General features: G+C 32.7%; 12 protein-coding genes. 8 read left to right on the top strand and 4 right to left on the bottom strand.

Annotation, left to right across the window (positions count from 1 at the left end; all coding sequences use genetic code 11):
• Window positions 1-39 precede the first annotated feature (39 nt).
• The 8 genes from secE (at window position 40) to rpoC (ending at window position 11742) form a co-directional block, all read left to right on the top strand.
• Window positions 40-414, top strand: a complete 375-nt coding sequence (secE, locus tag AOE55_RS02750; RefSeq protein ID WP_041855183.1) for a preprotein translocase subunit SecE — start codon at window positions 40-42, stop codon at window positions 412-414.
• Between the two features lies 1 nt (window position 415).
• Window positions 416-964, top strand: a complete 549-nt coding sequence (gene nusG / locus AOE55_RS01845) for a transcription termination/antitermination protein NusG (protein WP_013087791.1) — start codon at window positions 416-418, stop codon at window positions 962-964.
• A gap of 76 nt (window positions 965-1040) precedes the next feature.
• Entirely contained in the window at window positions 1041-1466 is a 426-nt protein-coding gene (rplK, locus tag AOE55_RS01840; protein WP_041855267.1) for a 50S ribosomal protein L11, read from the top strand.
• Between the two features lie 5 nt (window positions 1467-1471).
• Window positions 1472-2167: a 50S ribosomal protein L1 gene (gene rplA / locus AOE55_RS01835; RefSeq protein ID WP_155760515.1), complete on the top strand. Its 696-nt coding sequence runs from the start codon at window positions 1472-1474 to the stop codon at window positions 2165-2167.
• A 179-nt stretch (window positions 2168-2346) separates the two neighbouring features.
• Window positions 2347-2850, top strand: coding sequence for a 50S ribosomal protein L10 (gene rplJ / locus AOE55_RS01830; protein ID WP_013087447.1), 504 nt, complete (start codon window positions 2347-2349; stop codon window positions 2848-2850).
• A gap of 53 nt (window positions 2851-2903) precedes the next feature.
• On the top strand, window positions 2904-3278 hold the full coding sequence (gene rplL / locus AOE55_RS01825) for a 50S ribosomal protein L7/L12 (protein WP_013087416.1): 375 nt from the start codon (window positions 2904-2906) through the stop codon (window positions 3276-3278).
• Between the two features lie 177 nt (window positions 3279-3455).
• A complete protein-coding gene (gene rpoB / locus AOE55_RS01820) occupies window positions 3456-7484 on the top strand; it encodes a DNA-directed RNA polymerase subunit beta (RefSeq protein ID WP_013087586.1) in 4029 nt (1342 codons plus the stop codon).
• A 79-nt stretch (window positions 7485-7563) separates the two neighbouring features.
• Window positions 7564-11742, top strand: a complete 4179-nt coding sequence (rpoC, locus tag AOE55_RS01815) for a DNA-directed RNA polymerase subunit beta' (protein ID WP_080611738.1) — start codon at window positions 7564-7566, stop codon at window positions 11740-11742.
• A gap of 12 nt (window positions 11743-11754) precedes the next feature.
• On the opposite strand, the gene pssA is transcribed toward rpoC, so the two are convergent.
• From pssA to AOE55_RS01795, 4 genes are all read right to left on the bottom strand, one after another.
• Window positions 11755-13113 carry a CDP-diacylglycerol--serine O-phosphatidyltransferase gene (gene pssA, locus AOE55_RS01810; protein ID WP_041855181.1) on the bottom strand — a complete coding sequence of 453 codons (1359 nt, stop codon included), beginning with the start codon at window positions 13111-13113 and terminating at the stop codon, window positions 11755-11757.
• Between the two features lie 182 nt (window positions 13114-13295).
• The gene (locus tag AOE55_RS01805) at window positions 13296-13658 is read right to left on the bottom strand and encodes an HIT domain-containing protein (RefSeq protein WP_013087923.1); all 363 of its coding nucleotides are present in this window, start codon (window positions 13656-13658) and stop codon (window positions 13296-13298) included.
• Window positions 13659-13665: 7 nt separating this feature from the next.
• Window positions 13666-14466: a TatD family hydrolase gene (locus tag AOE55_RS01800; protein WP_013087444.1), complete on the bottom strand. Its 801-nt coding sequence runs from the start codon at window positions 14464-14466 to the stop codon at window positions 13666-13668.
• Window positions 14467-14475: 9 nt separating this feature from the next.
• A complete protein-coding gene (locus AOE55_RS01795) occupies window positions 14476-15468 on the bottom strand; it encodes a DNA polymerase III subunit delta' C-terminal domain-containing protein (RefSeq protein WP_013087757.1) in 993 nt (330 codons plus the stop codon).
• Between the last annotated feature and the right edge of the window lie 3 nt (window positions 15469-15471).

Raw genomic sequence — 15471 nt, 5'->3', positions numbered from 1 at the left:
TTATTTGCTATAACTCAATATGAATTGGAATTAAAGGAAGTGAAAAAGACTCTTAACTTAATTCGTATCTTCTTAAAAAAGATCAAGCACACGATAGTTCTCCTCTTATCTTTTATTCTTGGAGTTTTTATATTCTGGAAAACAGGAAATCTTTCAGATACTTTGGCTAGTTCTTTTTTAATTCTTTTTATCCTCATAACTCTTTTTTTTAGGAAAAAAAGAAGAAAGAAATTATTTGAATTTCTTGAAGATGTATTTTTAGAAATGAGAAAGATAAATTGGCCGAGTTTACAAGAAACTTTACAAACAACATTCATCATCCTTATGATCGTCATATTTTCTTCTTTCGCATTTTGGATGATCGATAAAATTTTAGTTTATACGATCTCATCAATCATTACTTTAAGGATCTAAGATGTCATCAAAATCATCAGATATGAAATGGTACGTTATTCAGTCTTTTTCAGGATTTGAAACAAAAGTACGAAAATATTTAAAGAAGTATATCAAACTTTATTCCATGGATTCGTATTTTGGAGAAATTATGATTCCTTCAGAAGGAATCATAGAGATGAAAGGTGGACAAAGAAGAAAAAGTGAAAGAAAATTTTTTCCAGGGTATGTTCTAGTTCAGATGATCATGAATGAAAAAACATGGCACTTCATAAGAGGAATTCCAAAAGTGATGGGATTTGTAGGAGGAACATCTGATCGTCCAGCTTCTGTTCATCAAAGAGAGATAGAGGATATTGTGGAAAAATTACAAAAAATTGGTGATCAACCTAGACCAAAAACTTTATTTGAACCTGGAGAAGTAATTCGAGTGAGTAGCGGACCTTTTGCAGATTTCAATGGAATAGCAGAAGAAATAGATTACGAAAAGAATAGACTGAAAGTTTCGGTTTCTATATTTGGAAGATCAACTCCTGTTGAGCTCGATTTTAGCCAAGTGGAAAAAATATAAGATATCATCTCTTTTGGTTGAAAAATATTTCAAATTCTCATTTCATATAAAATTTAAAAAAATTCTAAAGAGAAAAATGAAAAAAAAGATACAAGCAAAAATCAAACTCAGAATTCCCGCTAGACAGGCTACCCCAAATCCCCCAGTAGGTCCAATATTAGGACAGAAAGGGATCAATATTATGAATTTTTGTAAGATATTTAACGAAAAAACAAGCTCGGCAGAAAAGGGAATTATCGTTTCAGTTCTGGTATATCTGTATCCTGATAAGAGTTTTGATGTTATCATAAAAACGCCTCCAACTTCTGAACTTTTAAAGAAATTTTCTGGAATAGAGTCAGGTTCTTCCAAGCCAAATCTTAAAAAAGTCGGAAAAGTTTCGAAAGAACAAATTAAAAAAATAGCAGAGATAAAAATGAAAGATATGAATACTCATGATTTATCCTCAATCATTAAATCTGTGAAAGGTACTGCTCGATCTATGGGATTGGAAATTAATTGAAATATATGAAATCGAAAAATAAAATGAAGGATCTATCAAAAAATGCAAGAAATATCAAGAAGAAATATTCTTTAAACGAGGCAATTAAATTTCTAAAAAATCAAAAGAAAGCAAAGTTTATAGAGAGCGTAGATGTTGCTGTTCAATTAGCAATTGATGTTAAGAAGATGGAGCAAAACATAAGAGGATCCTTTGCTTTTCCAAATGGATTTGAAAAAAAAAGAAAGATTGCTGTATTTACAAGTGGAAGATCTGCAGAAAAAGCGAAGATTCTTGGAATCAAACTAATTGGAATGGAAGATCTAGCAGAAAAACTCGTTCGAAAAAAAAATAAGTTCGATCTAGTAATTGCCTCTGTGGAATCCATGAAGATAGTCAAAAAAGTCAGTCATATCATCGGTCCAAGAGGACTGATGCCTAGTCTTAAGACAGGAACAATTACAGAAGATATAGAAAGTTGCATCAAAGAAGTTCAAAATGGCAAAGCATTTTATCAAAACGATAAAAATGGTATCGTTCACTCTTCTGTCGGAAAGATTGATCTCGATGAAAAAAAAATAGAAGAAAACATTAGGTTTTTTCTGAAACATCTGATAAGATCGAAACCAATCTCCGCAAAAGGCGCATATATCAAAAAGTTACACATATCAACTACTATGGGAAAAAGTGTTGAGATTGATCTCTCTAACCTTTCGTGTTAATTTTTCTTCTGTCTTTTTTAGATGTTTAGATACTTTCTAACCTGTTTTATCTGGGTATTTCGGAATATCAGAATCTGCTAAGAACTTTATTTTATCTTCTTGTATCGATTAGAATTTCAACTTACCTTCTTCTAATTTTCTATTTTTCAAAAATCAACTATATAGATCGATAGAACAATATGTCAAAAAACTTCGAAAAAAAAACCAAATATTTGAAAGATCTTAGGAAGATTTTAAAAGAGTCTTCTTCTGTTTTTGTCGCAAATTATCAAGGAGTGGATAGTAATCAAATCAATTCTCTTCGAATTCTTTGTAAGAAAGAAAAAATTTTTCTTCAAGTTCGAAAAAATACTTTATTAAAAATATCTGTTCGAAATACTCAGTATTCTGCTTTAGAAAAATCTTTTGTAGGACCCACTATTATCGCATTTTCTAAAAATTTTGTTCCAACTTTAGTTATTAAGATATTTAAAGAATTTATGAAGGATAATCCATCTTTTTCGATACATTCGGGGATGGTCGGGAAGGACATGGTGGTAAAAGAAGAAATCATGAACAAACTAGCATTAGTTCATTTTCATGAAGAAGCAATTCTCAACTTTCTACTTGTAATTAAAGAGATATCTATCCTAAAGTTTCTACGTCTCTTACGAGCGATATCGAAAATTGAACAGTCTAAGTAAGATTTATAATTGTAATATATCTAAGAAATTGTACATTATCAAGGAGCTCTAATATGTCTATTAATAAGAAAGAAATCTTTGATGCCATCTTGAATATGTCCATGGTGGAGATCATCGAATTGACATCTATGCTAGAAAAGAAATTTAACGTCGATTCTTCTGCAATACAAACTTCTTCTATCCAGAAAGATCAACCTGAAGAAAAGAAACCAGAAAAAAGTGAGTTTAAAATTATATTGACATCTTTTGGATCCAATAAAATCGCTGTAATCAAAGCTGTGAGATCTGTAATTAGTTTAGGACTGAAGGAAGCAAAGGATATTGTAGAATCTTGTCCTTCCGTTTTGAAAGATACTGCATCAAAAGAAGATGTCGAAATAATCAAAAAAGCTTTAGAAAAATCGGGGGCATCTATTACTATAGAGTAGATAATTTTTTGAAAATTCACGATGAAGAGATCACGAATAATCAAACTAAATCGATCAAAACCCTCAAAATAATCTGAAAATAAAGAGTTATGATCGTATTGAACGAGATAGAAATTGATTCGAAACCAATGAATGACCAATTAAAAATCTTTAAGTCAAAATACATAAAGGAAGTATATGGGTTTAGATTACAAAAATAAAAGACGTATCAGAAAAAATTTCAGTAAAAGACCTCAAGTTTTGAGTGTTCCTTATCTTCTATCTATTCAGGTGGACTCATTTTCTCAATTCATCAATGGATGTAGAGATAAAAAGAGTGGAATAGAATCTGCTCTTCATTCAGTTTTTCCTATTAGGAGTTATAATGGATGTGCTGAGCTAAGATATATCAATTATCGTTTAGAAGATCCAATATTTGATGTTAAAGAATGTAGAACAAGAAGTACGACTTATTCTTCTTCCTTAAAAGTAAAATTGAGGTTAGTGGTATACGATAAAGAATCTTCTAAGAAGATACAAAAAATTAAAGATCAAGAAGTATATATGGGAGAAATCCCAATCATGACTGAAAATGGAACTTTTATCATCAATGGAACTGAGAGGGTTGTCGTTTCTCAATTACATCGAAGTCCAGGTGTGTTTTTTGATAGTGATAAAGGAAAAACGCATTCTTCAGGAAAGATCTTATATAACGCCAGAATAATTCCGTATCGTGGATCTTGGTTGGATTTTGAATTTGATATTAAAGATCATATATTTGTCAGAATTGATAGAAGAAGAAAACTACCAGCGACTGTTATACTTCGTGCGATGGGATATAACGAAGAGGAAATGTTGAATTTATTCTTTAAAAAGACAACTTTTAAAAGATACCAAAATAAATTCTTCATGAAGTTGATTCCTAAAAGATTAAGAGGAGAGACAGCATCCTTTGATATTATCAAAGATGGAAAGAAATATGTTCATAAAGGAAACAGAATCACTACATTGCATATTGAAAATTTAGAAAAAGATAACATTCAAGAAATCGAAGTTCCTTCAGAATATCTCATTGGAAAGATAATAGACAAGGATTATTTCAATCAAAGCGATGGAAAGCTAATTTGTTCAGCAAATACAAAAATATCAAAAGAAATTTTAGAAGATTTAAAAACGACTAATCACGAAACCATTCAAACACTCTTTACAAACGATTTAGATAGAGGTTCTTATATATCTAACACTCTAAGAATCGATTCTACAAAAGATCAATTCGATGCTTTAATAGAAATCTACAGAATGATGAGACCTGGGGAACCTCCTACGAAAGAATCAGCAGAACATCTATTCAAAAACTTATTTTTTTCAGAAGATCGATATGACCTATCTTCAGTAGGAAGGATGAAGTTCAATCTCTCTTTAAATAAATCACGAGATCAGGGAAATAACGTTCTGGATCAACAAGACATTATCGATGTAATCAGGAAATTGATCGATATCAGAGATGGAAAAGGAGAGGTGGACGATATCGATCATTTGGGAAATAGAAGAATACGTTCAATCGGAGAGATGGCTGAAAATCAATTCAGATTAGGATTGATCCGAGTGGAAAGAGCTGTCAAAGAAAGACTATCTTTAGGAGACTTAGAATCTTTATCTCCACAAGATATGATCAACGCAAAACCAATTTCTGCTGCTGTTAAGGAATTTTTCGGATCTAGTCAACTTTCTCAATTTATGGATCAAAACAATCCATTATCAGAAATCACTCATAAAAGACGGATTTCAGCATTAGGTCCAGGAGGTTTGACTCGAGAAAGAGCAGGATTTGAAGTAAGAGATGTTCACCCAACTCATTATGGAAGGATGTGTCCGATAGAAACTCCAGAAGGACCTAATATAGGATTGATCAACTCACTTTCTGTATATGCTAGAACCAATCAATATGGATTCTTAGAGACTCCGTATAGGGTTGTTCGTAACGGAATAGTGAGCAATGACATTCATTACCTCTCTGCAATCGAAGAAGGAAACCATATCATTGCTCAAGCAAATACAATATTAAACGAAGACGGATCATTCTATACAGATTTAGTGACTTGTAGAAATAAAGGAGAATCTAATTTATTCAATAAAAAACAAGTAGAATATATGGATGTTTCCACACAACAAATTGTATCTGTTGGTGCGTCCTTGATTCCTTTTCTTGAACATGATGATGCTAACCGTGCACTCATGGGTGCAAATATGCAAAGACAAGCTGTTCCTACATTAAGATCGGAAAAACCTTTGGTTGGAACAGGAATGGAACGAGTAGTCGCAATAGATTCCGGAGTAACGATTATTGCTAAAAGATCTGGAAAAGTACAGTACGTAGATTCTTCTAAGATAGTAATAAAAACTGACCATCATGATCTTCTCTCAAATGATTTTGGAATTGATATATATGACTTGATAAAATATTCTAGATCCAACCAAAATACCTGTATCAATCAAGTACCTTGTGTTTCTTTAGGAGATAAAGTCAAATCAGGAGAAATTTTAGCAGATGGTCCATCTACAGATCTGGGAGAGCTCGCATTAGGACAAAACATGAGAGTCGCATTTATGCCATGGAATGGTTATAACTTCGAAGACTCTATCTTAATATCAGAAAGAATCGTTCAGAAAGATCGGTTTACAACCATCCATATACAAGAATTATCTTGCATCTCTAGGGACACTAAATTAGGTCCAGAAGAAATTACAGCTGATATTCCGAATGTTGGAGTTTCAGCTCTATCTAAGTTAGACGAGTCAGGAATCGTTTATATAGGAGCAGAGGTAATTGGAGGTGAAATATTAGTTGGGAAGGTGACTCCAAAAGGAGAAACTCAATTAACTCCTGAAGAAAAACTTCTAAGAGCCATATTTGGCGAAAAAGCATCTGATGTGAAAGATTCCTCTTTGAGGGTTCCAAACGGAACTTGTGGAACCGTAATTGATGTTCAAATCTTTACAAGAGATGGAGTGAAAAAAGACAAAAGAACTCTAGAAATAGAAAAGATTCGAACGAAAGAGATGGAAAAAGATCTTCATGAAGAACTCGAAATACTTGAGTCTTGTCTATTCTGTGAAGTTCGCGATTTTCTAATTAGAAATGGAATGGAAAAATCAGAAATTGATAGTTTAGAAGGAAGAAAATTATTTCAAATTGACTTAAAGAATGATCAAGCCAAAAAAACATTGAACCAATTTCAAAGAAGATATTACGAATTACAAAAGACATTTAAAGAGAAATTGAACAAAAAAAGTCATCAAATCACTCAAGGAGACGATTTATCACCAGGTGTTTTAAAAATTGTCAAAGTGCATTTAGCTGTAAAACGACAGATACAACCAGGAGATAAGATGGCTGGTCGTCATGGAAACAAGGGAGTGATATCGAAAATCAATCCGATAGAAGACATGCCATACGATCAAGAAGGAAATCCAGTGGATATCGTTCTCAACCCTCTCGGAGTACCTTCTAGAATGAACATCGGACAGATCTTAGAGACACATTTGGGGATGGCAGCTAAGGGAGTTGGGAATCAAATTGATCGGATGATTCGTAGAAAAGAGAAAATAGAGAAACTCAGAAAATTCATTCAAAAAGCTTATGATATTGGAATTGGAACTTATCAAAGAGTGAATCTTGATGAATTTTCTGATAAGGAAGTATTAGAACTAGCGAACAATCTAAAAAATGGGTTACCAATGTCAACTCCAGTTTTTGATGGAGCTAAAGAAGATGAGATCAAAAAAATGCTGAATTTGGCAGGTCTTCCAACCTCTGGACAAATTGTTCTATTTGATGGATGTACTGGAGAAAAATTTGAAAGATTAGTGACAGTTGGATATATGTATATGTTGAAATTAAATCATTTAGTCGACGATAAAATGCATGCTAGATCGACAGGTTCTTATAGCTTAGTAACTCAACAACCTTTAGGTGGAAAAGCACAATTTGGAGGACAGAGATTCGGAGAAATGGAAGTTTGGGCTCTGGAAGCATATGGAGCTTCTCATACGTTGCAAGAAATGTTAACTGTCAAATCTGACGATGTAAATGGAAGAACAAAGATGTACAAGAACATTGTCAGCGGAGAACATAAAATGGAACCTGGAATGCCAGATTCTTTCAATGTTTTGTTGAAAGAGATCAGATCTCTAGGGATCAATATTGAATTGGAAAGGAAGCGATAGATTGACCGGTTGATATATTTAAACTCATCACTAAGAATTTCAAATCAATGTCAACATCAATATCACAGGTTTTTACTACATGAAAGAAATACTAAATTTTTTGAAATCACATGATCGTAATGAAGAATTTGATACGATTAAAATATCCCTAGCTTCTCCAGACACGATTCGATCTTGGTCCTTCGGTGAAGTGAGGAAACCGGAAACCATTAACTATCGAACCTTTAAACCAGAGAGAGATGGACTTTTTTGTTCTAGAATATTCGGACCAGTGAAAGATTATGAATGTTTATGTGGAAAATATAAGAGACTGAAACACCGTGGAGTAATATGTGAAAAATGCGGAGTAGAAGTGACTCAATCTAAAGTTCGTAGAGAAAGAATGGGACACATTGAACTATCTTCTCCTATAGCTCATATATGGTTTCTGAAATCTCTTCCGTCAAGAATTGGTCTACTTCTCGACATTCCGTTGAGAGATATCGAAAGGGTTCTTTATTTTGAATCTTATGTAGTCACACAAGAAGGTACGACAAATCTGAAAATCGGACAAATATTGACAGAAGAACAATATTTAAACTCTTTAGAAGAATTTGGAGAGGAATTTTCAGCTGGAATGGGAGCAGAGTCTATACAGAAACTTTTAAAAAATCTTCATCTGAAATCTCAATGTAAATACCTAAGAAAAGAGCTAGATCGATCGAGTTCTGAAACTAAACGAAAAAAAATTGCCAAAAGGATAAAACTGATGGAATCTTTCATTCATTCCGGAAATAAACCAGAATGGATGATCTTGGATGCTCTCCCAGTATTACCTCCAGATCTAAGACCCTTGGTTCCATTAGAAGGAGGCAGATTTGCTACTTCCGACTTGAATGATCTGTATAGGAGAGTAATCAATCGAAATAATCGTTTGAAAAGATTGTTAGATCTGTCTGCTCCAGAGATCATTATTAGAAATGAGAAAAGGATGTTACAAGAAGCAGTCGATGCTCTTTTGGACAATGGTAGAAGAGGAAGAGCGATCTCGGGATCTAATAAGAGACCACTGAAATCTCTTGCAGATATGATCAAAGGAAAGCAGGGTAGGTTTCGACAAAATCTTCTTGGAAAGAGAGTAGATTATTCTGGAAGATCCGTGATCACAGTTGGTCCTTATCTCAGATTGAATCAATGTGGTCTTCCAAAAAGGATGGCACTGGAACTTTTTAAACCTTTTATATACGGAAAATTAGAAAGGATGGGGTTGGCGAGCACTATCAAAGCAGCAAAAAAGATGGTAGAAAGAGAAGAATCGATTGTTTGGGACGTCTTGGATGATGTAATTCAAAAGCATCCTGTAATGTTAAACAGAGCTCCTACATTGCATAGATTAGGAATTCAAGCTTTCGAGCCAATATTAATTGAAGGAAAAGCAATTCAACTACACCCTCTTGTTTGCGCTGCATATAATGCTGATTTCGACGGTGATCAAATGGCTGTCCATGTTCCTCTAACATCTGAAGCTCAATCAGAAGCTCGATCATTAATGATGTCTACTAAGAACATCTTATCTCCAGCTAGTGGAGAACCGATCATTGTCCCTTCTCAGGACGTTGTTCTAGGTTTGTATTATATGACGAGAGATTGCATCAATGCAAAAGGAGAGGGAATGGTTTTATCCAGTCCAAAAGAGGCAGAGAAAGCATATAGAATTCATGTGGCTTCTTTGAATGCCAGGGTTAAAGTTAGAATAGAGGAGTCTAGAATAAAACGTGATGGTAGTTTTGATCGAAAGAAAACAATCGTCGATACAACTATTGGAAGAGCGATATTTTGGATGATAGTTCCAGAGGGTTTATCTTACGATCTAATCAACCGACCTCTAGGAAAAAAAGCCATCTCTACGATGTTGAACATTTGTTATAGAACATTAGGATTGAAAAAAACTGTCGAATTTGCAGATCAAGTTATGTATACAGGATTTCATTATGCTGCACGTTCAGGAGCTTCCGTAGGAATAGATGATATGGAAATACCTAAAAAGAAGATCGAGATCATATCGGAAGCAGAAAAAGAAGTAGCTGAAATTCAGGAACAATTTCAATCTGGATTAGTCACTATCGGAGAAAGATATAACAAAGTTATCGATATTTGGTCAGTGGCTAACGAACGAGTAGCTATGGCAATGATGGAGAATTTATCTACAGAAATTGTGATCAACAAAAACCTTCAAGAAGAGCAACAAACCTCGTTCAACAGCATATTTATGATGGCAGATTCTGGTGCAAGAGGATCCGCTGCACAAATACGACAACTAGCTGGTATGAGAGGGTTGATGGCTAAACCGGATGGATCGATTATTGAAACTCCGATAACCGCTAACTTTAGGGAAGGACTAAATGTGTTACAGTATTTTATTTCAACACATGGAGCAAGAAAGGGATTAGCTGATACTGCTTTAAAAACAGCAAACTCAGGATATCTAACTAGAAGATTGGTAGATGTTGCGCAAGATTTGGTAATTACTGAAAAAGATTGCCATACTAGAGAAGGAATTACGCTCAATTCTATGTTGGAAGATGGAGAAGTGGGAGATCGATTGAGTGAAAAAATCTTAGGAAGAATGACAGCAGAAGATATTTCATTATTAACAAACTCCGATGAATCTATTTTTATACCTAGAAATACTTTGTTAGATGAGGAATGGTGTGATAAATTGGAGCTCTATGCAATTGATTCGATTAAAGTTCGATCTGTCATTTGTTGTGAAACACATTTCGGAGTTTGCTCCTATTGTTACGGAAGAGATCTGGCAAGAGGAAATCTAATTAGTATTGGAGAAGCAGTTGGAGTGATCGCAGCGCAATCTATCGGAGAACCTGGAACTCAATTGACCATGCGGACTTTTCATATAGGAGGAGCAGCATCGAGAGTAGCATCTGAGTCCAATATCAGAGTTCGTAACTCCGGAAAAATAATGTTGAAGAACGTCAAGTGTATTCGTTTTCAAAACGTCTCTGTTGTGATTTCTCGACATGCAGAAATTAGAGTTTTGGATAATTTTGGAAGGATCAAAGAGAATCATAAATTACCATACGGTTCACATCTCAATAAATTCGAGGGAGATTCAGTTGAAAAAGGAGAAATCATTGCTAATTGGGATCCCCATGCTATACCGATCATAGCAGAGGTTTCTGGTATCATACAGTTTCAAGATGTGATAGAAGGACAATCCGTTGTTCAGCAAACAGACGAATTAACCGGAATATCTTCAATCATCGTTTTAGAAACTTCGGAAAGATCTTCTTCAGCAAAAGATTTAAGACCTACTATAAAGATAACAGATGAAAAAGGTCAGAACATCTTAACCTCTTCTTCAGATTCTCCAGCACAATATTTTTTACCTGGCAGATCGATAATTCAGTTCAACGAAGGATCTTACGTAAAATCTGGAGAAATTTTAGCAAAAATTCCTCAAGAATCTACTGTAACAAAAGATATTACAGGAGGATTACCAAGAGTGGCTGATTTATTTGAAGCTAGACAACCTAAAGAACCCGCTATTCTTGCAGAAATAAGTGGATATATTTCTTTCGGAAGGGAGACAAAGGGAAAGCGTAGACTAGTCATTACTTCCAATATAGATCAATCGGTTCATGAAGAAATGATTCCAAAATGGAGACAATTAAATATTCTTGAAGGAGACTTTGTTTCTAAAGGAGATATCCTTTCAGAAGGACCAGAATCTCCCCACGATATTCTACGTCTAAGAGGTTCTCATGAAGTTTCCAAATACATTACGGAAGAAGTTCAAGAAGTTTATCGGTTACAAGGAGTGAAGATCAACGATAAACATATCGAGGTTATAGTAAGACAGATGTTAAGAAAAGTGACTGTCATCGATGCAGGAGACTCGAATTTTTTGGAAGGAGAACAAGTAGAATATACAAGAATACGAGAAAAAAATAAACAGTTATCTTCCTTTAAAAAAAAACCAGCTACTTATCGGAGAGATCTCTTAGGAATCACAAAAGCTTCTTTAACGACAGAATCTTTCATCTCTGCAGCTTCCTTTCAAGAAACTACGAGAGTTTTAACAGAAGCAGCTATTGCTGGAAGAAAGGATGATTTGAGGGGTTTGAAAGAAAATGTGATAGTAGGAAGGTTGATACCGGCTGGTACAGGATACGCTTATCATAACAAAAATAAAAAAATTTCGGAATCAAAGAAAGATCACTCTGTTGTCGACGAAACTAAAAGCCGTGAAGAAATCTAGCACATCAATGGGTTACATGATCATCTTTACAAGATGATCAATACCGGTGTTTTTTATTCGATATATTCTTCTTTGGATCTTTCTAGGATAATGGTAAACACTTTCAATTTGTTCGTAATGAACAATAGGAACAGTATGCATTTGAATACAATTCATCTCCTTTCTCATTTGATTAGAACGTTTTTTCGTCGGATCATGTACTAGTATTGCATTTTCTAAATCGAAATACCAAGATCTTCGGTTAAAGTTGTTTCCGGTAATCAATTGCCAAGTTGAATCTATCCATATTCCTTTTAGATGAAAGCTGTGATTTGAATATTTCCAACATCGAACATTTAACTGTTGATTATCGATAAATCTCTGTAAAATTTTAACGAAGTTTCTTAAATTGATTTCATATAGATAAGGTAAGATATTAATCCATCCAACGGAATTTTCTTTAGGATTAATATAAAAATCGTTCGCCGTTTTATCTCCAATAATGATTTCTACTTTTTTTCCAACAACCAACAATTTTTGAATCATCTTGATTATATCAATCGGAAAATTAAAATATGGTGTGCAAATAGTCATGTATTTGTCTGTGCTTCCTATTAAACTCAATATAACTCGATTTAAAGAACTATTCTTACCCATTCCTATGATTGGACAAACAGAGAGCTCTTCATCAGAAGCTGTCTTTTGAAATTGATAATGACATCTTTTTAAGTTTTTTCGGAGTCGGTTAACATGTCTTTTTTTGATTTTGATGTTTTTTAAAAGAAGATCGTATCTTTGAACAGCTGGAAATCTTAAGATTTCTTGGTCAAGAAAATTTTTCATAGTTTGAGCTAAATCGGGATTATAAAATACATGATATCGATCATATCGATGTTTTCTTTTTCTATGAAAATATATATTGCTAATACTGGCCCCACTATAGATTACACTGTCATCAATGATGATACCTTTCAAATGAAAGGTTCCAAAAATTTCAGTTATACTAATCGGGATTCCAAAAACATTAATCTTATGATTTGAAAGACGAATCGAAATCAAACGATACCAATCAAGATTAGTCATATCTTCATATTTGTTCCCTATTCTATTTCTTTTTGCACGATTCCAATCTACCATAATCTTGATATCCAAGTTTGGTTTTCTTTTTTTAGAAAAGATAAGAGCTTCAATAATTTCTTTACCAGAATCGTCTTTCTCAAAATAAAGAACTGGAATGTAAATGCATTCTTCTGCGTTACTGATTTTTTCAAGGACGATTTTTCTGAAGTTTTTTGCTTGATGTAATGTAATGATTTTAGAAGGAATTTGAGGTAATTTCTTTAAATTTATCAAAAATTTTTGATGTTCTAAGCGTTGAATAGAGTACAACATAAATAAGAAGATAAATATACTTCGTCAGAAAATTATTAGTATTCTTTAAAAACAATCTAAAATCAACTGGATTATCTTGCCAGATAATATCTTTTTGAATCGAATACTTTTTGTTCGTCAAGATTCGCTTAAAAATTCAGAAATTTCAAAAAATATAGAATCTTAATTGAAAAAAACTAAACTTACTTTTTCATTTCTAGAAAACTTCCTAATGGTTTACCACCTACTAAATGTATATGAAGATAGTCGATTTCTTGACCAGCGTCTTTATTGCAATTCATTACTAGACGATATCCAGTATCCTGTATTTTTTTTATTTTTGCTATCTTAGAACAAATGAATATCATATGTCCCAAAAGTACTTTTTGGTTTTCTGTATCTTTAATAGAATTCAAATTTTTAATATATTTATTTGGAACAATTAGTATATGAACTGGAGATTTAGGTCGAATATCTTCAAAAGCAGTGACTAGATGATCTCGATATACAACCTTAGAATTCACTTCTCCGGAAATTATTTCATGAAATATCGTTCTTTCATTCATAATGAAATTATCTCAGTGTTTGATTTGAATTAATGTTTTTAAATAGATTGAAAAAGTTTTTTGTAGTCTGTTCTGCAAAAATTGATATGTCTATATTCCTGATGTCTGATATGCAATGAGCTATGTATTTTAAATTGCTAGGTTTATTAATTTTCCCCCTCAAAGGATAAGGAGAAAGATAAGGAGAATCTGTTTCTATCATCAATCTATCCATTGGAATAAACTTTACAGATTCCTTTACATGATGAGAATTTTGAAATGTAACTATTCCAGAAAAAGAAATATATAGTCCTAGATCTAAAAGAAGTTTTATTTGACTCTTATCTCCTGTAAAACAATGAATTACGCCACCACATGATTCTATCCCTTCATCTCTAATAATTTGATAGACATCTTTAAAAGAATTTCTCATATGTACTATAATAGGCTTTCTTAATGTTTTAGCTATTTCTATATGTTTTAAAAAAGAAGATTTCTGTAAAATCATATTTCGATCAGAAAGATTCTTATGATAATCCAATCCTGTTTCACCTATTGCGACAAACTTTTTGTCCCTAGAAATACTTAAAATCTCATCAAAATTTTCATTGTTCTCTATCATGAGTGGATGTACTCCACACGAAAAAGAAACATATTTTTTAAGATCTGAACGAATTCTGAATCTTTCAAAATCATCTAGTTTTGTGGATACTGAAAGCATATGAAAAACATCATTATTTACCGATTCCAAAATAATTTTATCGATATGGCTTGTGCTATTATTTTTTCTGTAATGTTGTAGATGACAATGTGAATCTGATAGAAACATAGATTTTTCCTAACTCTCTTTAAAACAAATCTGTAAATTACAAAGTTGTATAATAATATTTAAATCCAAATTTATAAAAGAAGATCTCATTAAGTTCTTTCTCAAAATTTCTAAGTTTTCAACAATTTTTAACAATTTTTTCGTAGAAATTTTCTTACTGATACATTTAATCAAATCAAATTCGTCTTGATTGATACAGTAAAAGATAGAATCTTTCTGATATTTTATAACGTCCAAAAATAGAACTACTAAAAAAAATATTCTCTCTTCGATATCACTCCTTTTCTTAAATTCTTGGAAAAAACTTAAAAGATCACCTCTACAAACTACATTTTTACCGAAATTAAAATAGAACTTTTTTCTATTTTTCCATCTCTGATCTTCCAAAAGATTTAATATATTCAGAGGCGATCCAGAGTATAATTTGGTCGCTATTGCTATATTTTTTTTTGGAAAGTTGTAATTTTCATTTAACCAATCTATTACAACTTCATTTCGAGGTTCTTTTAAAGAATATAAAATACATTTACTTCTTAAAGAAGATAAATTAAAAATGGCTTGACTAGATTCTAAAAAAAAATAGGTTTTTTTTTCTGAAAAATTCTCCAAAGTTTTTATTAAGGAATATCTCGCTTCTTTGGTTAGATACTGGATATTTCTTATCCATATTATTCTAACAAAGTTATAGTTGCTATGATGATGCAGAACTTTATTTATTTCACGAATTTGTTCAACTCCTATAGAATTTCCTTTCTCTGAGGTGTTTAATCTGTAGAAATCTGGATGCACTCCAGAAAGCATCATTCTACAATTTCTACATTTGTTACAGATCATAATTCCAAAATGTTTTCTACACATCATCCATCGAGATATTGCATATATTAAAAGATCGCTTCCCAATCCAGAATTTGAGTGAAATAATATAGATAAACATTTCTTTTTTCGACTAAGTAATCTAATTATTTTTTTATAATCTTGATTTAACCAGGGATACCATCTCATTAT

It is taken from the genome of Candidatus Riesia pediculicola, assembly GCF_002073915.1.
GTDB lineage: Bacteria > Pseudomonadota > Gammaproteobacteria > Enterobacterales > Enterobacteriaceae > Riesia > Riesia pediculicola.
This window is presented reverse-complemented; position numbering and strand designations above follow the sequence as displayed.